The following is an 18,592-nucleotide window of genomic DNA, read 5'->3' as shown; positions in this document are numbered from 1 at the left end:
CCGGTTTATGACGACCCTGGCACACGACTCGGCCACCCTGACCCGTGACGCGCTCACCGTCCTCCAGCCCGGCTTCACCGGCACCACCGCCCCGGACTGGGTGCTGCGGCGGCTCGGCGAGGGGCTTGCCTCCGTCGGCCTGTTCGGCCGGAACATCGCCACCCCCGAGCAGCTGGGCGCCCTCACCGCCCAGCTGCGCGCCGAACGTGACGACGTCCTGGTGGCCATCGACGAGGAGGGCGGCGATGTCACCCGGCTCGAGGTCCGCACCGGCTCCTCCTTCCCCGGCAATCTGGCGCTCGGCGCCGTCGACGACCCGGAGCTGACCCGCGCCGTCGCCCGCGAACTGGGCCGCCGCCTCGCCGAGTGCGGCGTCAACCTCAACTGGGCGCCGTCCGCCGACGTCAACTCCAACCCCGACAACCCCGTCATCGGCGTGCGCTCCTTCGGTGCCGAGCCGGAGCTCGTCGCCCGGCACACCGCCGCGTACGTCGAGGGCCTTCAGGGCGCCGGGGTGGCCGCCTGCACCAAGCACTTCCCCGGCCACGGCGACACCGCCGTCGACTCCCACCACGCCCTGCCGCGCATCGACGCCGGGCTCGACACCCTGACCGGCCGCGAACTGGTGCCCTTCCGCGCCGCCGTCGCCGCCGGGACCAAGGCCGTGATGAGCGCGCACATCCTGCTGCCCGCGCTCGACCCCGACCTGCCCGCCACCCTCAGCCCCGCCGCGCTGCACGGCCTGCTGCGCCGGCCGGTGGCCGACGGCGGACTCGGCTTCGACGGGCTGATCGTCACCGACGGCATGGAGATGCGGGCCATCGCCGACGCGTACGGCATCGAACGCGGCAGCGTCCTGGCCATCGCCGCGGGCGCCGACGCCATCTGCGTGGGCGGCGGACTCGCCGACGAGGACACCGTGCTGCGGCTGCGCAATGCGCTGGTCACCGCCGTCATCGAGGGGCGGCTGGCGGAGGAGCGGCTGGCCGGGGCGGCGGCGCGGGTGCGCGCCCTGGGGGAGTGGACACGGCGCTCCGGAGGACCGCGCGCCGCGCACGGCATCGAGCCCGCCGCGGGGGTCGGGCTCGCCGCCGCGCGCCGGGCGCTCAGGGTCACCCCGGCTGGGACCCCGTACGAGCCGGTGACCGGACCCGCCTATGTGGCCGCCTTCACCCCGGCGGCCAACATCGCCGTCGGCGACGAGACCCCCTGGGGCGTCGGCGCCGAACTGGCCCGGCTGCGCCCCGGTACCGGGGCCGCCACCTACGGGCGGCAGGACACCGACACCCTGGGCGTCCAGGGCCTGATCGAAAATGTGCTCGACACCGCGGGGGACCGTAGGATCGTCGCTGTGGTCCGCGATGTCCACCGCCACCCCTGGATGGCCGACGCGCTGGACGCCCTGCTCACCGCCCGGCCGGAGACGGTCGTCGTGGAGATGGGGGTGCCCCAGGCGCCGCCCGCCGGGGCGCTGCACATCGCGACCCACGGCGCCGCCCGGGTGTGTGGACGGGCGGCCGCGGAAGTGATCGTCGGCAACGGCGCCGGTGACCACCTCGGGGACTGAACTCCTCAGCCCCCTCGGCCCAGCCCGGCACTTTAGCCACCTGGAGGCACCCAGCATGTCCGCCACGACGACGGCCCAGCGCAGCGACCAGCCGGGCCGGATCATGTCCGGCGAGATGGCCGAGCAGCCCGCCGTGCTGCGCCGCATCCTCGAGCAGGGCGCCCCGAGGATCCGCGAGGTCGCGGAGCGGATCGCCGCCCGCAACCCGCGCTTCGTCCTGCTCACCGCCCGGGGCACCTCGGACAACGCGGCGCTGTACGCCAAGTACCTGCTCGAAGTGTTGCTGGGCAAGCCGTGCGGGCTGACCTCCATGTCCACCACCACCGCGTACGGCGCGCGGCCTGACCTCACCGACGTCCTGGTGATCACCGTCAGCCAGTCCGGCGGCTCCCCGGACCTGGTGTCGTCCACCGAGGCCGCCCGCGCGGCCGGTGCGATCACCCTCGCGGTGACCAACAACGCCGACTCGCCGCTCGCGGCCGTCTCCGAATTCCACGTCGACGTCCTGGCCGGGCCGGAGAAGGCGCTGCCCGCGACCAAGACCTACACCGCCGAACTGCTCGCCCTCTACCTCTTCGTGGAGGGGCTGCGCGGCGGCGACGGCGCGGCCGCCAAGGTGCTGCCCGACCTCGCCCAGCAGATCCTCGACCGCCAGGACGAGGTCCGGCAGCTCGCGGCGCGCTACCGCTTCGCCGAGCGGATGGTCCTCACCTCCCGGGGCTACGGCTATCCGACCGCCAAGGAAGCCGCCCTGAAGCTGATGGAGACCAGCTACATCCCGGCGCTCTCCTACTCCGGCGCCGATCTGCTGCACGGCCCGCTGGCCATGGTCGACAACATCTCGCCGGTGATCGCCATCGTCACCGAGGGCAAGGGCGGCCAGGCGCTGCGGCCGGTCCTGGAGCGGCTGCGCGGCCGGGGCGCGGACCTCGTCGTCATCGGCGGCGCGGCAGAGGTGGAGCGGGCCTCGGCGGGGTTCGCCCTGCCGACGGACGGGGTCGCCGAGGAGGTCCAGCCGATCCTGGAGATCCTGCCGCTGCAGATGCTGGCGTACGAGGTGACGATCGCGCGCGGGCAGGACCCGGACGCGCCGCGGGCGCTGGCGAAGGTGACGGAGACCCGCTGAGCCCTGCGGCGGGCCCGCTGAAAGATGGGCTCCCGCCGCCCTCCGAGGGGCGCGGGAGCCCTTTTGGCGCCCTGGTAACCCTTGCAGCGCTTGTGTGATACCCGCGGGCCGCGGCGCCAGGGCGGGACCCTCAACCCGCCCGGCACCGCAGCCCGGAGTTGGGCCGGCCGAGCGGCCGACCTGAGGGCTCCCGGGCAGTCAGGGCAGAGCGCTCCGGGGCCCTCGATCCGCCCTCCTGTGCGGGGAGAGCGGAAGATCGCAGTGCTCGATATTCTGGACTAGACCACTGCTCTCTGTCCATGCTTATGCGCGAATAGGCTAATCGGCCGATGAGGGTAGGCTCACAACGTGCCCTCCATGAACGACCTCGTCCGCCAGCACACCGCACTCGACGATTCCGATCTCGAGTGGCTGCACCTGCTGGTCTCGGAGTGGCAGCTGCTCTCGGACCTCTCGTTCGCCGATCTGGTGCTGTGGGTCCCCACCAGTGACGGCACCCGCTATGTCTCCGTGGCCCAGATGCGGCCGAACACCGGACCCACCTCCTACCAGGACGACATGGTCGGCCATCTCGTCCCCCGCGGCCGCCGCCCCATGCTGGACGCCGCCCTGGACGAGGGCCGGATCGTCCGGGAGGGCGACCCCGAGTGGCGCGAGGAGGTGCCGGTCCGGGTGGAGTCCATCCCGGTCCGGCGGGAGAGCCGGGTCCTCGGCGTGATCGCGCGGAACACCAATCTGCTGACCGTACGGACCCCCAGCCGACTGGAGCTGACCTATCTCCAGAGCGCGTCCGACCTCGCCCAGATGATCGCCGCGGGATCGTTTCCGTTCCCCAACCAGCAGGTCGACATGGACGCCTCACCGCGCGCGGGCGACGGGCTGATCCGGCTCGACGCGGACGGGGTGGTCCAGTACGCGAGCCCCAACGCGCTCTCCGCCTACCACCGGCTGGGCCTCGCCGCCGATCTCGTCGGCCACCACCTGGGCAGGACCACCGCCGAACTCGCCCCGGTGCGCGGCCCGGTGGACGAGGCGCTGGTCAAACTGGCCAGCGGCTGGGCGCCCAGGGAGTTCGAGGTCGAGGGCGGCGACGGGGTCATCCAGCTGCGGGCCATTCCGCTCAAGCCCAAGGGGCTGCACATCGGCTCGCTGGTGCTGCTGCGGGACGTCACCGAACTGCGCCGCCGCGAGCGCGAGTTGATCACCAAGGACGCCACCATCCGGGAGATCCACCACCGGGTGAAGAACAACCTCCAGACAGTGGCTGCCCTGTTGCGGCTCCAGGCCCGCCGGATGGACTCGGCGCAGGGGCGGGAGGCGCTCAACGAGGCGGTGCGCAGGGTCGGCTCGATCGCCATCGTCCACGAGACCCTTTCGCAGAACCTCGACGAGCGGGTCGAGTTCGACGACATAGCCGACCGGGTGCTGGCGATGGTGGCCGAGATAGCGCCCGGCAAGGTGACCGGCCGCCGCACCGGGCGGTTCGGCATCCTCGACGCCGAGGTGGCCACCCCGCTGTCCATGGTCCTCACCGAGGTGTTGCAGAACGCGCTGGAGCACGGCTTCGGGCCGGGGGAGCAGGGCACGGTCGAGGTCTCGGCGGTGCGCGGGGGCAGCGGTGAGGAGAGTCGGCTGGTGGTGGTCGTCCAGGACGACGGGCGCGGGCTGCCGGAGGGGTTCGACCCGCAGCGGGCCGGAAACCTGGGGCTGCAGATCGTCCGCACCCTGGTGGAGGGGGAGCTGGGCGGGACGTTCGACATGCTGCCCGCGCCGGAGCGCGGCACCCGGGTGATGCTGGACTTCCCGGTGGGTGCGGAGAAGCACTGATGTGCGGTTTTCCGCGTCGTCATCGGGTGTCCGCGTCGTCACCGGGATGGTGAAGAGACCGGAAAGTGAGCATGGAACGCGCGCCCGGAAAGCACTGAGCCCCGGACCCATCCGGTCCGGGGCTCAAAGCTCATGATGCTGTGCGCATGGGGGTTACTACGCGCTGCGGCTCGGGGGCCACGGGGTGCGGGCTTCAGGCGCTGGCGTTGCGTGCCCGGTTGCGAGCGGCACGGCGCTTCATGGCGCGGCGCTCGTCTTCGCTCATTCCACCCCAGACGCCGGAGTCCTGGCCGGACTCAAGCGCCCACTGCAGGCACTGCTCCATGACGGGGCAGCGGCGGCAGACGGCCTTGGCTTCCTCGATCTGCAGCAGCGCAGGACCGGTGTTGCCGATGGGGAAGAACAGCTCGGGGTCTTCCTCGCGGCAAACGGCGTTGTGACGCCAGTCCATGGCTGCTCCATCTCCTCGTATTGCGGGCTCGTTGCTTGTGAATGTGAACGCTTTCACGAATCCCCCCGCAAGGGCAGGGCTGCCGAACCAGTTGGGGCTGGTGCGGTCCTGTGGGATGAGGAGGGGGTTCGGGCTCTCAAGGGGGCCCTTCAGAAGGCCGTCCCGATCGCCAAGAAGAGACTCGCAAACCTCGGCGACGGATACAACCCCTTCCGGAAAGTTTTTTTTGATTCCTTGGTGTCGGCTCGGTCACAGCCGTACTTCCGGTGGGTGGAGTCCAGGGTAAACGTTCGACTGGAAGGACTTTTTGCGGTCTCACTCACACAATCACACGCAGTGCACGGCGTACGCCTGTGAACGTCACGCTCGTACGCAGTCCCAGATGGTCACCGTCCATCTGGAACGGCAGTGGCGCCTGGGATTGCAAGGTGAAGTCCGTCAGATCGTGGAGCGCTACCACATGCTTGCCGCGGGGTCCGCGCTGGGGGGTCGACATCAGCAGCTGGGTCGCGTAGCGGGTCATCGCCGGGGCCGAAAGCTTGGCGAGTCCCAGCACGTCGAGGGCGGTGTCGAAGGACGCCTGGGGCGCCGCGTAGACCGGGCGGTTGCCCAGGAAGGTCCACGGGGAGGTGTTGCAGACTATCGACAGCGCGAGCTCCTCGATCGGGTCCTCGCCCGGCCGCCCGATCGTGACGGTGCCCTGCCGCCGGTGCGGCTCCCCCATGAACTGCCGCACCATCTGACGTATGTAGAGGGCGTGGGTGGAGCGCTTGCCGCGCTCGCGCTGCTGCTCGACCCGGCCGATGACGCTCGCGTCGAAGCCGAGCCCGGCGCAGAAGGTGAACCAGCGGGCCGGGACCGCCTCGTCCCGGGTGCCCGGAGTGCCGCCCGCGAGCCCGAGGCCCACGGTGCGCTCGGTGCCGTCTCTCAACGCGTCCAGCAGGGCGCCGGTCGCCTCGACGGCGTCGTTGGGCAGCCCGAGCGCGCGGGCGAAGACATTGGTGGAGCCGCCGGGCACGACCGCGAGCCGGGGCAACTCCTGGGGGGCGGGGCCATGGTGCAGCAGTCCGTTGACGACTTCGTTGACGGTGCCGTCGCCGCCGAACGCCACGACCAGTTCATGAGTGCCCCCGTCGACCGCCCGCCGGGCCAGGTCGCGGGCGTGCCCCCGGTACTCCGTGGTCGCCACGTCCAGCTTCAGATCGCTGGCGAGCGCGTGGAACAGAACATCCCGGGTGCGGGCACTGGTGGTGGTTGCTGCCGGGTTGACCACGAGGAGCGCGCGCATGCGCGCCAGCCTACCTATCCGGGACGACCGGCCGTAGGGGGGTAGGGCCCGGACGCCTTGAGGACGGCTAGGCTGCGGGGGTGAGCAGTAGGAAGTCCGCCACGGCGAAGTCCGCGAAGAAGGCGCAGAGTGCGCAGAGGGCCACGGCGCGGAAGGCTACGGCGCGGCCGGACGCCGGGACCGCCAAGCCGACTGACGCGGCCAAGCCGACTGACGCGGCGAAGGCGGCCGACGCCACCGGTGCCGCCGACGCCACCGGTGCGGTGCCCACCGGGCCCCGCCCCGCGCGGCTGACCGCCGCCGCGGTGCTGGCCGCCGCGGAGGGCGTGGTGCTGCTGGGCTTCGGCGTCTACGTCCTGATCATGGGGCTGACCGGGAACCCGGAGAGCCCCCAGCAGGCGGAGATGCTCGGGGTCACGGTGCTGGCGCTGGCCCTGCTGCCGCTGCTGGCGGCCCGTGGACTGTGGCTGCGCCGCCGCTGGAGTCGCGGCCCCGCGACGATCACCCAGCTGATGGCGCTGCCGGTGGCCTGGACGCTGGTGCAGAACGGCGGCGGGCTGATCGCCGCCGGAGTGGCCATCGCCCTCGCGGCCCTCGCCGTCCTGGCGCTGCTGATCAACCCAACGGCAACCGAGGCCCTGGGCATCGGCCCCCGCGACGCATAGCGGGTTTCCGCCTGCGGCGGGCTCTCCCCTCCCCGCCCCTTCCCGAAACTGGGGCCCCGCCCCAGCCCCCGGACGGGGCTCCGCCCCAGACCGCGTGCCGGGGTTGGGTTCCTTCTCGCGGTGTCGGTGTGTGGCTGGCGTGGGGTGGGGCTCTGTCTTCCAGATCCGGGGGTGGGGTTGCGGCCCAGGCGCCGCGACTGCGGCCCCGCCCCTGGCTCCCGGGCAGGGGCCCTGTGCCTGACTCCGTGCCGGGGAGCGGCCTTCCTGCGGTGTCGTGGTGCGGCTCCGCCGTGGGGTGGGGCTCTGTCTTCCAGATCCGGGGGTGGGGTTGTGCCCCAGGCGCCGTGACTGCGGCCCTGCCCCTGGCTCCCGGGCAGGGGCCCTGTGCCTGACTCCGTGCCGGGGAGCGGCCCCTTCCTGCGGTGTCGTGGTGCGGCTCCGCCGTGTGGTGGGGCTCTGCCCCAGGCCCCGGATCGGGATTCCGCTCTAGGCTCCTGATCGGGGCTCGGCCCCTTCCCCGTGGCATCGGTATGCGGCTCCGCCCCAGGCCCTGGGGCGGGTTCCGTTGCAAACCTCCGGGCCGGGGGCCGCGCCGAAACCCCGGGTCGGGGGCCCGGCTCCTTCCGCGCGGTAGCGGGATGGGGCTCTGCCGCGTGGTGGGGGCGGAGCCCCTGGGGCCGGGAAGGGGCGGGGAGGGGAACGACCCGCCGGGGCCCGCAGCGCTCGCTACTCCTCGACCAGCAGCTTGTCGCGCAGCTGCGCGAGAGTGCGGGCCAGCAGGCGGGAGACGTGCATCTGGGAGATGCCGACCTCCTGCGCGATCTGCGACTGCGTCATATTGCCGAAGAAGCGCAGCAGCAGGATCTTCTTCTCGCGCGGTGGCAGATCCTCCAGCAGGGGCTTCAGCGATTCGCGGTACTCGACGCCCTCCAGCGCCTCGTCCTCCGCGCCGAGGGTGTCGGCGACGGCCGGGGACTCGTCGTCCGTGTCCGGGACGTCCAGGGACAGGGTGCTGTACGCGTTCGCGGACTCCAGCCCCTCCAGCACCTCCTCCTCGGAGATGGACAGGTGCTGGGCCAGCTCATGGACGGTCGGGGCGCGGCCATGGCGCTGGGAGAGCTCCGCGGTGGCCGTGGTCAGCGACAGTCGCAGCTCCTGGAGCCGGCGCGGCACCCGCACCGCCCAGCCCTTGTCGCGGAAGTGGCGCTTGATCTCGCCGACGACCGTGGGTGTCGCATAGGTGGAGAACTCCACACCGCGGTCCGGGTCGAACCGGTCCACGGACTTGATCAGTCCGATGGTGGCGACCTGGGTCAGGTCGTCCAGCGGTTCACCGCGGTTGCGGAAGCGCCGGGCCAGGTGCTCCACCAGCGGCAGATGCATGCGCACGAGGTGGTTGCGCAGCTCGGCCCGCTCGGTGGAGCCCTCGGGCAGCTGTCGCAGCTCGGCGAACATCGCCCGTGCGCCACTCCGGTCCTGCGGATCGTGCTGCTGATGCACCTGCTCGTGCTGATCCATGTGGTCCGCCCGCTCTGGTCGGTCTCCTGCCGCCTCCGAGTCCGCGGGATGCGGCCGGGCCGGCGGGTGCGGGATGGCCGGGGTACCTACTCCCCGCGATGATGCAGTGCTCACGGAGCCCCCTTGTTCCGTCACGGCTGTCCGGGGCCGGCGCCGCGCTCCTTGTACAGGCTGATGCTGACCGTTCGGTCCTCGGCCACCGTGGAGTCCACCTTGCCCGCCAGCGCGGAGAGCACCGTCCAGGCGAAGGTGTCGCGCTCGGGGGCGCGACCGTCGGTGGTGGGAGCCGAGACGGTCACCTGGAGTGCGTCGTCGATCAAGCGGAAGACGCAGCTCAGCACGGAGCCGGACACGGCTTGTTGCAGCAGGATCGCGCATGCCTCATCGACGGCGATGCGCAGATCCTCGATTTCGTCGAGGGTGAAGTCCAAGCGGGCTGCCAGGCCGGCGGTGGCCGTCCGCAGCACCGACAGATAGGCACCCGCAGCGGGCAGCCGGACTTCCACGAAGTCCTGGGTCCCGGGCTCGCCTGCGATCTGGGACACCCTCACCTCCAAGGTGACACAAGCTAATTGAGCTGAGCTGATTGGAGCGTCGGCCCCGAACCCTTATGGTGGAGGGTGATACGGGTCGGCGCTGTATGTACTTTGGCTGCGACGCTATCGCGATCTGCGGTTCGGTGTCGCCCGGACGATGCACGGCCCCCATCACGGGTGAACCCCGGCCCACAAGGCCGCGATATCACTCATAGTAAGCACATGAGTACGCAGCGTGGCTAGAGGGTTTGCGGTCTCAATTCGAAAGAGATGTCGCCTCACTCAGAAAATCGCTGGTCATGGCGGTGCCCATGGCCTGAGCGGCTAGCGCTCGCAGCGGCTCTTTCGAGAGCCTGCGCACCGTCCATTCGTCCATTGCCTCCGCACCGATCGCGGCGTAGAAGCCGATCGCGGGCTCGTTCCAGTCGAGCACCGACCATTCGAAACGGGCATAGCCCCGCTCCACGCAGATCCGCGCCAGCTCGGCGAGCAGCGCCTTGCCGTGGCCGCCCCCGCGGGCCCGCGGGGTGACGTACAGGTCCTCCAGATACACGCCATGGGTGCCCGTCCAGGTGGAGAAGTTACGGAACCACAGGGCGAACCCCACCGGACCGGAGGGCTCTCCGGCGCCACCGGCCTCCTCGGCGATCAGCGCGAACACCGCGGGATGCGCCCCGAAGAGCGCCTCGCGCAGCTGCTCCTCGGTGGCCTTCGCCTCCTGCGGAGCCCGCTCGTAGTCCGCCAGCTCGCGGATCATCGCATGGATCGCCGGAACGTCGGACGGCTTGGCTGATCGGATCATGTGGTGAAGGCTAGCGGGCCGCGCCGGCAAACGCGGCAGTCGATCTCCGACATTGCGCGGAAAACGCCAAGACCGGGGCGTCCACGGCCCGGGACGCACCCTGCGCGGGCCGCCCCTCACTCCACGTTGAACCGACATCTCACCCCACGATGAGCTGATCCACGAAGCACCAGCGCCAGTCCTCGCCCTCCTCGAAGCTGCGCATCACCGGATGGCCGGTCTGCTCGAAGTGATGGGTGGAGTGCTGGTACGGCGAGGAGTCGCAGCAGCCCACATGGCCACACACCAGACACTTCCGCAGCTGGACCGGGTGGCTGCCGACCGCCAGGCATTCGGGACAGGTGTCGGACCGCGGCTCGGGCTCGGGACGCGGCAGTGCGGGAACATGCGGGCACTCGTTCATGATTGCCAGACTAAAACGCCGCAGTAGCGGAGCACATGGACGACCGTCGGGACGGCCGACGGAGACAGGGCCGGACGATGGACGTATTGCCGTTGTTGATGCTGGTCGCGGGCAGCGCGGTGGTCGCGGGCGCGGCGCGCCGGACCCCGGTGCCCGCGCCGCTGCTGCTGGTCACGGTCGGGCTTGTCGTCTCGTACCTGCCCGGGGTGCCGGACTACACGCTGGACCCGCATATCGTGCTGCCCCTGGTGCTGCCGCCGCTGCTGCACAGCGCCGCGCTGGACAGCTCGTACCTCGACCTGCGGGCCAATCTGCGGCCGATCGCGCTGCTCTCCGTCGGGTATGTGCTCTTCGCGACGGTCGCGGTCGGCGCGGTCGCCCATCTGCTGATCCCGCAGCTGCCGCTGACCGCCGCCCTCGTGCTGGGCGCGGTGATCGCGCCGCCGGACGCCGTGGCCGCCAGCGCCATCGCCCGCCGGATCGGGCTGCCCTCCCGGCTCACCACGCTCCTCCAGGGCGAGTCCCTGTTCAACGACGCGACCGCGATCACCGCCTACCGGGTGGCGGTGGCCGCGGCCGTGGGGGAGGGCATCAGCTGGGCCGAGGGTCTGCGGGAGTTCGCCTTCGCGGCCATCGGCGGCGTCGTGGTCGGTCTGATCCTGATGGTGCCGCTGCACTGGCTGCGCATCCGGCTGCGGGACCCGCTGCTCCAGAACACCCTCTCGCTGCTCATCCCCTTCGTCGCGTACGCCGTCGCCGAGCAGGTCGAGGCGTCGGGCGTGCTGGCCGTCGTGGTGGTCGGGCTCTATCTCGGACATCACTCCTGGCAGGTCGACTTCGCCACCCGGCTCCAGGAATCGGCGGTCTGGCGCATGATCGACTTCGTTCTGGAGTCGGCGGTGTTCGCGCTGATCGGGCTGCAACTGCGGGTCGTGATGGGCGGCCTGGGGGAGTACGGGGCGGGCGAGGCCGCCTGGTACGCGGCCGTCGTCTTCCTGGCCGTGGTGGCCGCCCGCTACGTCTGGGTCTTCCCGTCGACCTTCGTGCCGCGGATGCTCTTCCCCGGAATCCGCGAGCGCGAGCCCGGCACCAACTGGACCGCGCCGGTCATCGTCGGCTGGGCCGGGATGCGCGGCGTGGTCTCGCTGGCCATCGCCTTCTCGATCCCGGAGACCGTGCACGGCGGTGCCCCCTTCCCGGCCCGCAATCTGATCCTCTTCCTGACCTTCACCACCGTCATCGGCACCCTGGTGATCCATGGGCTCACCCTGCCGTCCCTGATCCGGCTGCTCGGGCTGCCCGGCCGCGACCCCCACGCCGAGACCCTTGCCGAGGCCCAGGCGCAGAACACGGCGTCGCTGGCCGCCGAGCGGCGGCTGGCGGAACTGCTCGCCGATGAGCGCAACGCCCTGCCGTCGCCGCTCGCCGACCGGCTGCGCACGGTGCTGGAGCAGCGCCGCAACGCCGTGTGGGAGCGGCTGGGCGCGGTCAACGAGGTGACCGGCGAATCGGCGGACGAGACCTATCGGCGGCTGGCCCGGGAGATGATCGAGGCCGAGCGTGCGGTCTTCGTGGACCTGCGGGAGGCCCGGCGGATCGACGAGGAGATGCTGCGGTCGCTGCTGCGGCGGCTGGACCTGGAGGAGGCGGCGCTCTACCGGGAGGGCGCCACGGAGGACGGGGCCTGAGCGCGGGGCCCTCCGCGGCCGTGCTTGCGCGCGGCGCGCTTCCTTAAGGGCGCGCTCTGTACGTCCCCGCCCCTGAGCGTCCCTGTCCCTGAGCGTCCTACTTGAGCCGTTCGTGGATTCTTTCGCGCATCGCAGCCATCGTGAAGCCGCGCGGATCCACCTTGCCCGGCTGCCATTCGAGGTGGCCGATCACCGAGCGCTCGGTCCAGCCGTGATGGCGGCACACGGCCGCCGCCGCGCGCGCGATCGCGTCCAGCTGTTCCTCGGGCCACGGGTCCTCGCCATCGCCCAGGTTCTCGCATTCGAAGCCGTAGAAGGCGCGGTTCCCGTCGGTGTTCGCCTCGTTGTCCCGCGGGAGGGCCTTCTCGGCGATCACCGCCCGCAGGACGTCGTCGTCGCCCAGCCCGGCGTGGTTGGCGCGGCCGTAACCGACCAGGTGGACGCCGCCGTCCTTGGCGATCACGCCGTGGCACAGCGGGCCGGGCAGCCCCTCGTAGCCGTCCCGGCAGATCTCCACGGTCTCCTCGGTGCCGGAGGTGACGGTGTGGTGGATCATCACCCCGTGCACCGAGCCCCATGGCCCCTTGTGGTTCCGGTTGTGGTGCTGCCAGTCGCCGACCTGCGTGACCTGCAAGCCCTCGTTCGTGAGCGCCGCCAGGAAGTCCCCCGCGGACATGGGTGAGGCCATGCCCCGCCTCCGTTCTGGTCCGGTGGCGGGCCCCGGTCGCGGCCCGCCTCGTTCACTTGTTTGCTTACCCGTCGCACCTCCATAAACACATGGGGTGAGGGGTTATAGGGGGCGCGTTATCGTGCGGACCGGTTCATCCGTACGACCTCGCAACCGGTTCATTCCGTACCGTACGACCTCGCAACAGGAGACTCACCGCACCATGGACTACCAGGCAGTGCTGGAGGAGGTCGCGGCCCATGTGAAGCCGCAGGTCGGCCGGGGGCGGGTGGCCCAGTACATCCCGGCGCTCGCCTCGGTGGACGCGGAGCGCTTCGGGATCGCCCTCGCGGACGTCGACGGCCATGTCGCCGGGGTCGGCGACTGGGAGCGGCCCTTCTCGATGCAGTCCATCTCCAAGGCGTTCAGCCTCGGGCTCGTCCTCGCCGAGGACGGCGAGAAGCTGTGGCGGCGGGTCGGCCGGGAGCCCTCGGGCAACCCCTTCAACTCCCTGGTGCAGCTGGAGTACGAGCACGGCATCCCGCGCAATCCGTTCATCAACGCCGGGGCGCTCGTGGTCACCGACCGGCTGCACACCCTTACGGGCGACGCCAGCACCACCATGCTGGACTTCCTGCGCGCCGAGAGCGGCAACCCGGACCTCGCCTTCGACCAGGAGGTGGCCGCCTCCGAGACGGCCCATGGCGACCGCAATGCCGCCCTCGCCCACTTCATGGCCGGTTACGGCAACCTCGACAACCCCGTGCCGACCGTTCTGGAGCACTACTTCTGGCAGTGCTCGATCGAGATGAGCTGCCGCGATCTCGCCCTGGCGGGTGGCTTCCTCGCCCGCCACGGGCTGCGCGCGGACGGCTCGCGGCTGCTGTCGCGCAGCGAGGCCAAGCGGGTCAACGCGGTCATGCTCACCTGCGGTACGTACGACGCGGCGGGCGACTTCGCGTACCGTGTCGGGCTGCCCGGCAAGAGCGGGGTCGGTGGCGGCATCGTCGCGGTGGTGCCGGGGCGCTGCACGCTGTGCGTCTGGAGCCCCGGGCTTGACGCGCGCGGCAACTCGGTGGCGGGGGTGGCGGCTCTGGACCACTTCACGACGCTGACGGGCTGGTCCGTCTTCTAGCCGCCTGCGGCGCCCCTTGGCGTGGGCGTCCGGGCGGAGGTGGCGCTCGGGCTGGTGTGGCGGGAGCATGGAGAGTAGTGGTGGTGAGCAGGAGGTGTACCGCCAATGCAGCACGAGATGCGCGCCGAATACGAGGAGGGCAGCTCCGGGCGGGTCGCGGGCGCGCCGGTCAAGATCTGGCACATGGTCCGCGGGAACGGGACGACCGCGATGTGCGGGCGGGAGCTGGACCCGGACGCCGAGACCCAGGGCGCCGATCTGTGGGCCACCGGCGACGCGGGGCCCTTCTGCCACTCCTGCGGCGCGATGTATCTGCGCGAGGTCCCTTGAGTGCCCTGAGCGTCTTGAGCGAGTACCGGGAGCGGAGGGCGCTGATCGGCCACGGCGCCGTCGTGTGGACCCGTACGGCTGGCACCGGGCCGCAGCGGGTGCTCCCCGACGGCTGTACGGATCTGATCTGGAGCGAGGCGGGACCCGGACCGGACGGCGAGCTGCTGGTCGCGGGGCCGGACACCCGTGCGCACCTGGCCCCGGGCGCACCGGGCAGCCGGGCCGTGGGGCTGCGGTTCGCCCCCGGTACGGGCCCTGCCGTACTGGGCGTACCGGCGCATGAACTGCGCGATCTGCGGGTCCCGTTGGCCGCTCTCTGGCCGGGCGCGGAGGTCCGGCGGCTGGCCGAGCTGATCGCCGCCGGGCGGACGGCCCCGGGCCGCCTTCTGGAGGAGGCCGCCCTGGGGCGGCTGCGGACGGCGGAACCCCTCGATCCGGTGCTTGCCGCGATCGTCGCGGGGGTCTCGCACGGGACGGGAGTGGCCGGGATCGCCGCCGCCGTGGGCCTGGGGGAGCGGCAGCTGCACCGCCGCTCCCTCGCCGCGTTCGGCTACGGCCCCAAGACGCTGGGCCGGGTGCTCCGGCTGAACCGGGCCCTGGACCTGGCGCGCACCGGCCTCCCCTTCGCGGAGGTCGCGGCCACGGCGGGCTACGCCGACCAGGCCCATCTCGCCCGCGACGTCAGGGCGCTGACGGGAGTGCCCCTGGGACGTCTGCTCAGAGTGCCGTAGAGCCGCGGACCGCCGACCGCGACCCGGTGGTCACCTCTGGGCGGACCTTCCGGCCGGGTCACCTTCCAGCGGCAGCGGCAGCCGTAGCCGGGGGAGGCTCAAGCGCACCGGACGGGAGGCGAGCCCTAAGCGAACAAGTCGACGCCGTTGCCGTCGGGGTCGAGGACCGTCGCGTAGCGCTGGCCCCAGGGCGCGTCCCACGGCTCCAGTTTGCCGGGCACCCCCGCCCCCACGAGGTCCTGGTACGTCTTGTCCACGTCGGCCGGGCCGTCGCAGGCGAAGGCGAGCCCCACCTGGTGGGAGCCGGTCGGTGGCGTCCACTCCGGGTCGAAGGAGCGCACCGTCGCGACGGTGTCCCACATCAGCCGCGCGCCGCCGGGCAGGGCGGCCTCGACATGGGGCTCGGTGTCGGCGTCGGCCGGGATGTCGAGGCCGAGACGGCGGTAGAAGGCGAGGGAGGCGGCCATGTCGGCGACGACCAGGCCGATGGCGTCGAATCGTGCTGTCATACGGGCAGCGTAGGGAGCGCCCGGGCGGTCGGTCTTGAACGAATCGGACGTCGGGCGGGGGCCGGAAGCGTCGGGGGCGTGAGGGGCTTCAGAGGGGTCAGGGGTGTCAGGGGCGCCCTCAGGGGCAGTGGATGACCTGGCCCGCGTACGACAGGTTGCCGCCGAAGCCGAAGAGCAGCACCGGGGCGCCGGAGGCCACCTCGCCGCGCTCGACCAGCTTGGAGAGGGCGAGCGGAATGCTGGCCGCCGAGGTGTTGCCGGACTCCACCACATCGCGGGCGATCACCGCGTTGACGGCGCCCAGCTTGCGGGCGACGGGTTCGATGATCCGCAGATTGGCCTGGTGCAGTACGACACCGGCCAGGTCCTCCGGGGAGATCCCGGCCCGTTCGCACACCTCCCGCGCGATCGGCGGCAGATGGGTGGTGGCCCAGCGGTAGACCGTCTGGCCCTCCTGCGCGAAGCGGGGCGGTGTGCCCTCGATACGGACCGCGCCGCCCATCTCCGGGACCGAGCCCCACACCACCGGCCCGACGCCCGGCCGCTCGGCGGCCACCACCACGGCCGCGCCCGCGCCGTCGCCGGTCAGTACGCAGGTGGAGCGGTCGGTCCAGTCGGTGGCCGCGCTGAACTTCTCCGCGCCGATCACCAGGGCCGCGCCGGCCGCCCCGGCCCGGATGGTGTGGTCGGCGGTGGCGAGGGCGTGGGTGAAGCCCGCGCACACCACATTGAGGTCCATGGTGGCGGGGCGGGCCAGCCCGAGCCGGGCGGCGACCCGGGCCGCCATATTGGGGCTGCGGTCGATCGCCGTACAGGTGGCGACGAGCACGAGGTCGATGTCGGAGGGGGCGAGCCCACTGTGGGCCAGCGCCTTGGCGGCGGCCGCCGCGGCCATCTCGTCGACCGTCTCGTCGGCGCGGGCGAGGTGGCGGGTGCGGATGCCCACCCGGCTGCGGATCCACTCGTCGCTGGTGTCGACCATGGCCGCGAGGTCGTCGTTGCCGAGCACTTTCGCGGGCTGGTAGTGGCCGAGAGCCAGTACGTGCGAGCCGGTCATCGGTCATCCCCTTAGCGCCAGTGTCGACGTATCCGCGCAATGTTGCGGAGATCTCGACGGACAGTCTGCGGTGTGCCCAGTCTTGAGGGGAGCAGACGTGCCGCGCGCTCGGGTTACTCACCAATCTTGGGCGCCAAGATCTGGAGTTCCCGGCCTTTCCCCGGCGGGTGCCGAGGGGTGCGGCGGACGGGAATGACGCCGACGGCGATGACGCGAACGGGAATGACCGCTGACCGTGGCTCAGGAGAGCTGGCCGTCGTAGTCCGGGAGCTTGAAGGACTTCTCGGCGTGGCCACCGGTGAGGTCGGTGGGGCTGTTGCCGATGTTGGCGATGATCGTGTAGCCGTTCTTCTCGATCTCCGCCCGCTTGGCGGTCTTGTACTCCGCCACGTTCTGGAACAGATCCGGCAGATGGCGTACGTACAGACCGGCCGCCGAGTAGCCGACCTTCTCCAGGTTGTACTCGGTCGGCAGATGGATGATGCCGGGGCGCGCGGTGACGAAGAAGACGGCCACACCGCGGTCGTGGGCGTACTGGGCGAGCCTCAGCACCGGCTCCACGGCGGGCTGGGGGTAGCTGAAGCCGAAGTCCGTCTCCAGCGAGGTGTTGTCGATGTCCAGGACGATGGCCCGCTTCTCGCCCGAGGGGTCGGCGGTGCGCTCCTCGACGTAGGGACGGGGCTGCTCGTCGATGATGGCGCGAACATCACGCTGCCAGGTCTCGTAGTCGACCTCCTCGGCCGCGGTGGCGCTCGACGGCGCCGCGGTGGCCGACGTGGTGTCCGTCGCGATGGCCGCCGCGGTGGCCGAGGAGGTGGCCGTCGTGGCGCCGGACGTGGCGGCGGTCGCCGTGGCGGCCGTTCCGCCGACGCCGATGGCCAGGGCGACGGCCACCGTCGTCATGCCGAGCCGCCGTGATCGCACGCGTCCTGCTGTCATCGGTCACTTCCTTCATGTCGAGGCGGTTGCCGGGTGGCATGTTCACGGCTACCGGTGGACATGAGAAGACCTCTGCTTTACCAGCGAGTAACGATTCGGGACCGAGGGGCCTTAATAGGCCAACGACACGTGCCGGGGCGTTCGTTGACTGGTCAGTCGGTAGATGGGTATGTCATCTACTGAAGGGCCGGCCTGGACCCCGGCGATGACCGGCGTGGCTGCGGGCTCCGGTGTCGCGCGCCTCCACCAGGTCAAGGAGGCTTGCATGTTCGATGATCGGCCCGCCTTCGGCGTCAGAGTCCACGTACTCGGCGGCGTCACCGTCGCCGAGGTCGCGGGAGAGCTGGACATCTTCGCCGCGGGGCGGATCGTGGCTCGGCTCGATTCCCTCGTCCAGGTGCGATGCCCGGATCTGATCCTGGACCTGCGACCGGTCACGTTCCTGGACTGCGCCGGATTGTCGTTACTGTGCCGATTGCGCAATCGCGCGCTGGAGCGGGACGGGCGGCTGCGGCTCGTCATCGGCGATCCGCGCTTTCTGCGGCTGTTGCACATGGTCCGGCTGGATGACGCCTTCGAGGTGCTGGAAGACCTGACTCCGGCGATCGCGGGCGTGGCCGGTCCGGTGGCCGGAGGGGGCGGTGACGCCTTCGCCTAGGCTGAATCTGACCAAGTGTCAATAGTAAGAACCGAAATTCACTCGGACGAGCGGTCTTTACCGGCGGAATGCTGCGTCACTCCCTCTGCAACCGGCGGTTACCCCTTTACGCTCGCGGGACGTCGCCTGAGGACCCGGCGGAATGTCGCACCCGATGCCCGACCCTGCCCGCTTCCGGGACCTGACGAAGGTGAGACGGGCAGTGTGCCGTTCCGAGGGGATATCGCGATGACGCAGCAAGGCGCTCCGCGTGATGCGCCGGTGCCGCTGGATCGCGGTGCCCAGGGCGCCGTGCGGGAGCCCGCGAGCGGGTATCCGGCCGGTGCCGCAGCTCCTCGGGTCCGTACGCACCGGGTCGGCGGGTACACCGTCGTGGAGCTCCACGGTGAGATCGACATCGCCGGGGTGGAAAGCGTGGGACCCGCGCTGGACGCGGCCACGGCCGGGGACGGGCCCGCGGTGATCGTGGACTTACGCCCGACCACCTTCTTCGACTGCTCGGGCCTGGGACTGCTGTGCCGGGCCCATCGACGTGTTCGGGAGCGGGGCGGGCGGCTGCGGCTGGTCTGCGACGACGCCTTGATCCTCCGCACGCTGCGGGCGGGGAGGACGCTGGACGTGCTCGAGCCGGTGGCCACGCTGGACGAGGCGCTGCGGGAGGAAGAGGGCTAGGGAGCGTCCGCCGGATCGTGGCG

Annotated in this window: 20 protein-coding genes; 10 read left to right on the top strand and 10 right to left on the bottom strand. The window is 71.4% G+C overall.

The genetic code is table 11. The annotated features are described in order from the left end of the window. The first annotated feature begins 7 nt into the window (after positions 1–7). The 3 genes from VT50_RS29970 (at position 8) to VT50_RS29960 (ending at position 4,520) form a co-directional block, all read left to right on the top strand. A complete protein-coding gene (locus tag VT50_RS29970; RefSeq protein WP_046090216.1) occupies positions 8–1,567 on the top strand; it encodes a glycoside hydrolase family 3 protein in 1,560 nt (519 codons plus the stop codon). Between the two features lie 55 nt (positions 1,568–1,622). After that, a complete protein-coding gene (locus tag VT50_RS29965; protein WP_046090217.1) occupies positions 1,623–2,693 on the top strand; it encodes an SIS domain-containing protein in 1,071 nt (356 codons plus the stop codon). A 357-nt stretch (positions 2,694–3,050) separates the two neighbouring features. Next, on the top strand, positions 3,051–4,520 hold the full coding sequence (locus VT50_RS29960) for a sensor histidine kinase (protein ID WP_046090218.1): 1,470 nt from the start codon (positions 3,051–3,053) through the stop codon (positions 4,518–4,520). A 193-nt stretch (positions 4,521–4,713) separates the two neighbouring features. Here VT50_RS29960 and VT50_RS29955 read toward each other — a convergent pair whose 3' ends face one another. Together VT50_RS29955 and VT50_RS29950 are read right to left on the bottom strand one after the other, a co-directional pair. Continuing rightward, complete coding sequence (locus VT50_RS29955) at positions 4,714–4,971, bottom strand: WhiB family transcriptional regulator (RefSeq protein WP_014054815.1); 258 nt, start codon at positions 4,969–4,971, stop codon at positions 4,714–4,716. A 319-nt stretch (positions 4,972–5,290) separates the two neighbouring features. Continuing rightward, the gene (locus VT50_RS29950) at positions 5,291–6,259 is read right to left on the bottom strand and encodes a diacylglycerol/lipid kinase family protein (RefSeq protein ID WP_046090219.1); all 969 of its coding nucleotides are present in this window, start codon (positions 6,257–6,259) and stop codon (positions 5,291–5,293) included. Positions 6,260–6,339: 80 nt separating this feature from the next. Here VT50_RS29950 and VT50_RS29945 point away from each other — a divergent pair, with 80 nt between their 5' ends. Beyond that, positions 6,340–6,924: a hypothetical protein gene (locus VT50_RS29945; RefSeq protein WP_420822241.1), complete on the top strand. Its 585-nt coding sequence runs from the start codon at positions 6,340–6,342 to the stop codon at positions 6,922–6,924. A 726-nt stretch (positions 6,925–7,650) separates the two neighbouring features. On the opposite strand, the gene VT50_RS29940 is transcribed toward VT50_RS29945, so the two are convergent. The 4 genes from VT50_RS29940 to VT50_RS29925 form a co-directional block, all read right to left on the bottom strand. After that, positions 7,651–8,556, bottom strand: a complete 906-nt coding sequence (locus VT50_RS29940; protein ID WP_420822240.1) for an RNA polymerase sigma factor SigF — start codon at positions 8,554–8,556, stop codon at positions 7,651–7,653. 17 nt (positions 8,557–8,573) lie between these two features. Continuing rightward, complete coding sequence (locus VT50_RS29935; protein WP_014054819.1) at positions 8,574–8,987, bottom strand: ATP-binding protein; 414 nt, start codon at positions 8,985–8,987, stop codon at positions 8,574–8,576. 247 nt (positions 8,988–9,234) lie between these two features. Next, positions 9,235–9,780 (bottom strand): GNAT family N-acetyltransferase, encoded by a 546-nt coding sequence (locus tag VT50_RS29930; protein ID WP_046090220.1) that lies wholly within the window; start codon positions 9,778–9,780, stop codon positions 9,235–9,237. 139 nt (positions 9,781–9,919) lie between these two features. Beyond that, entirely contained in the window at positions 9,920–10,183 is a 264-nt protein-coding gene (locus VT50_RS29925; RefSeq protein ID WP_046090221.1) for a UBP-type zinc finger domain-containing protein, read from the bottom strand. A gap of 77 nt (positions 10,184–10,260) precedes the next feature. On the opposite strand from VT50_RS29925, the gene VT50_RS29920 reads away from it, so the two are divergent. Further along, a complete protein-coding gene (locus VT50_RS29920) occupies positions 10,261–11,871 on the top strand; it encodes a Na+/H+ antiporter (protein WP_046090222.1) in 1,611 nt (536 codons plus the stop codon). 97 nt (positions 11,872–11,968) lie between these two features. Here VT50_RS29920 and VT50_RS29915 read toward each other — a convergent pair whose 3' ends face one another. Beyond that, a complete protein-coding gene (locus VT50_RS29915) occupies positions 11,969–12,559 on the bottom strand; it encodes a peptidoglycan recognition protein family protein (RefSeq protein WP_206269504.1) in 591 nt (196 codons plus the stop codon). Positions 12,560–12,761: 202 nt separating this feature from the next. Here VT50_RS29915 and VT50_RS29910 point away from each other — a divergent pair, with 202 nt between their 5' ends. The 3 genes from VT50_RS29910 (at position 12,762) to VT50_RS29900 (ending at position 14,734) form a co-directional block, all read left to right on the top strand. Then, positions 12,762–13,673, top strand: coding sequence for a glutaminase (locus VT50_RS29910; RefSeq protein WP_046090223.1), 912 nt, complete (start codon positions 12,762–12,764; stop codon positions 13,671–13,673). Between the two features lie 105 nt (positions 13,674–13,778). Then, the gene (locus tag VT50_RS29905) at positions 13,779–14,003 is read left to right on the top strand and encodes a hypothetical protein (RefSeq protein ID WP_046090224.1); all 225 of its coding nucleotides are present in this window, start codon (positions 13,779–13,781) and stop codon (positions 14,001–14,003) included. 14 nt (positions 14,004–14,017) lie between these two features. Next, on the top strand, positions 14,018–14,734 hold the full coding sequence (locus VT50_RS29900) for a helix-turn-helix transcriptional regulator (protein ID WP_046090225.1): 717 nt from the start codon (positions 14,018–14,020) through the stop codon (positions 14,732–14,734). A 125-nt stretch (positions 14,735–14,859) separates the two neighbouring features. Here VT50_RS29900 and VT50_RS29895 read toward each other — a convergent pair whose 3' ends face one another. From VT50_RS29895 to VT50_RS29885, 3 genes are all read right to left on the bottom strand, one after another. Next, complete coding sequence (locus tag VT50_RS29895; protein ID WP_046090226.1) at positions 14,860–15,243, bottom strand: VOC family protein; 384 nt, start codon at positions 15,241–15,243, stop codon at positions 14,860–14,862. A gap of 118 nt (positions 15,244–15,361) precedes the next feature. Next, positions 15,362–16,300 (bottom strand): beta-ketoacyl-ACP synthase III, encoded by a 939-nt coding sequence (locus VT50_RS29890; RefSeq protein ID WP_046090227.1) that lies wholly within the window; start codon positions 16,298–16,300, stop codon positions 15,362–15,364. A gap of 240 nt (positions 16,301–16,540) precedes the next feature. Then, entirely contained in the window at positions 16,541–17,239 is a 699-nt protein-coding gene (locus VT50_RS29885; protein WP_075200555.1) for an HAD family acid phosphatase, read from the bottom strand. A gap of 265 nt (positions 17,240–17,504) precedes the next feature. Here VT50_RS29885 and VT50_RS29880 point away from each other — a divergent pair, with 265 nt between their 5' ends. Both VT50_RS29880 and VT50_RS29875 read left to right on the top strand, forming a co-directional pair. After that, positions 17,505–17,897, top strand: a complete 393-nt coding sequence (locus VT50_RS29880; protein WP_046090229.1) for an STAS domain-containing protein — start codon at positions 17,505–17,507, stop codon at positions 17,895–17,897. A gap of 228 nt (positions 17,898–18,125) precedes the next feature. After that, positions 18,126–18,569: an STAS domain-containing protein gene (locus tag VT50_RS29875; RefSeq protein WP_078840994.1), complete on the top strand. Its 444-nt coding sequence runs from the start codon at positions 18,126–18,128 to the stop codon at positions 18,567–18,569. The last annotated feature ends 23 nt before the right edge of the window (positions 18,570–18,592 follow it).

Source organism: Streptomyces antioxidans (assembly GCF_000968685.2).
In the GTDB taxonomy this organism is placed as follows: domain Bacteria; phylum Actinomycetota; class Actinomycetes; order Streptomycetales; family Streptomycetaceae; genus Streptomyces; species Streptomyces antioxidans.
The sequence above is the reverse complement of the archived record's forward strand: the minus strand, read 5'-3'. Positions and strand labels throughout refer to the sequence as shown.

Bases quoted from the DNA above. Each gene is read 5' to 3' on its own strand.
- VT50_RS29970 (WP_046090216.1), top strand. From the start codon at position 8: ATGACGACCCTGGCACACGACTCGGCCACCCTGACCCGTGACGCGCTC.
- VT50_RS29965 (WP_046090217.1), top strand. From the start codon at position 1,623: ATGTCCGCCACGACGACGGCCCAGCGCAGCGACCAGCCGGGCCGGATC.
- VT50_RS29960 (WP_046090218.1), top strand. From the start codon at position 3,051: ATGAACGACCTCGTCCGCCAGCACACCGCACTCGACGATTCCGATCTC.
- VT50_RS29955 (WP_014054815.1), bottom strand. From the start codon at position 4,971: ATGGACTGGCGTCACAACGCCGTTTGCCGCGAGGAAGACCCCGAGCTG.
- VT50_RS29950 (WP_046090219.1), bottom strand. From the start codon at position 6,259: ATGCGCGCGCTCCTCGTGGTCAACCCGGCAGCAACCACCACCAGTGCC.
- VT50_RS29930 (WP_046090220.1), bottom strand. From the start codon at position 9,780: ATGATCCGATCAGCCAAGCCGTCCGACGTTCCGGCGATCCATGCGATG.
- VT50_RS29925 (WP_046090221.1), bottom strand. From the start codon at position 10,183: ATGAACGAGTGCCCGCATGTTCCCGCACTGCCGCGTCCCGAGCCCGAG.
- VT50_RS29920 (WP_046090222.1), top strand. From the start codon at position 10,261: ATGGACGTATTGCCGTTGTTGATGCTGGTCGCGGGCAGCGCGGTGGTC.
- VT50_RS29915 (WP_206269504.1), bottom strand. From the start codon at position 12,559: ATGGCCTCACCCATGTCCGCGGGGGACTTCCTGGCGGCGCTCACGAAC.
- VT50_RS29910 (WP_046090223.1), top strand. From the start codon at position 12,762: ATGGACTACCAGGCAGTGCTGGAGGAGGTCGCGGCCCATGTGAAGCCG.
- VT50_RS29905 (WP_046090224.1), top strand. From the start codon at position 13,779: ATGCAGCACGAGATGCGCGCCGAATACGAGGAGGGCAGCTCCGGGCGG.
- VT50_RS29895 (WP_046090226.1), bottom strand. From the start codon at position 15,243: ATGACAGCACGATTCGACGCCATCGGCCTGGTCGTCGCCGACATGGCC.
- VT50_RS29890 (WP_046090227.1), bottom strand. From the start codon at position 16,300: ATGACCGGCTCGCACGTACTGGCTCTCGGCCACTACCAGCCCGCGAAA.
- VT50_RS29885 (WP_075200555.1), bottom strand. From the start codon at position 17,239: ATGACAGCAGGACGCGTGCGATCACGGCGGCTCGGCATGACGACGGTG.
- VT50_RS29880 (WP_046090229.1), top strand. From the start codon at position 17,505: ATGTTCGATGATCGGCCCGCCTTCGGCGTCAGAGTCCACGTACTCGGC.
- VT50_RS29875 (WP_078840994.1), top strand. From the start codon at position 18,126: ATGACGCAGCAAGGCGCTCCGCGTGATGCGCCGGTGCCGCTGGATCGC.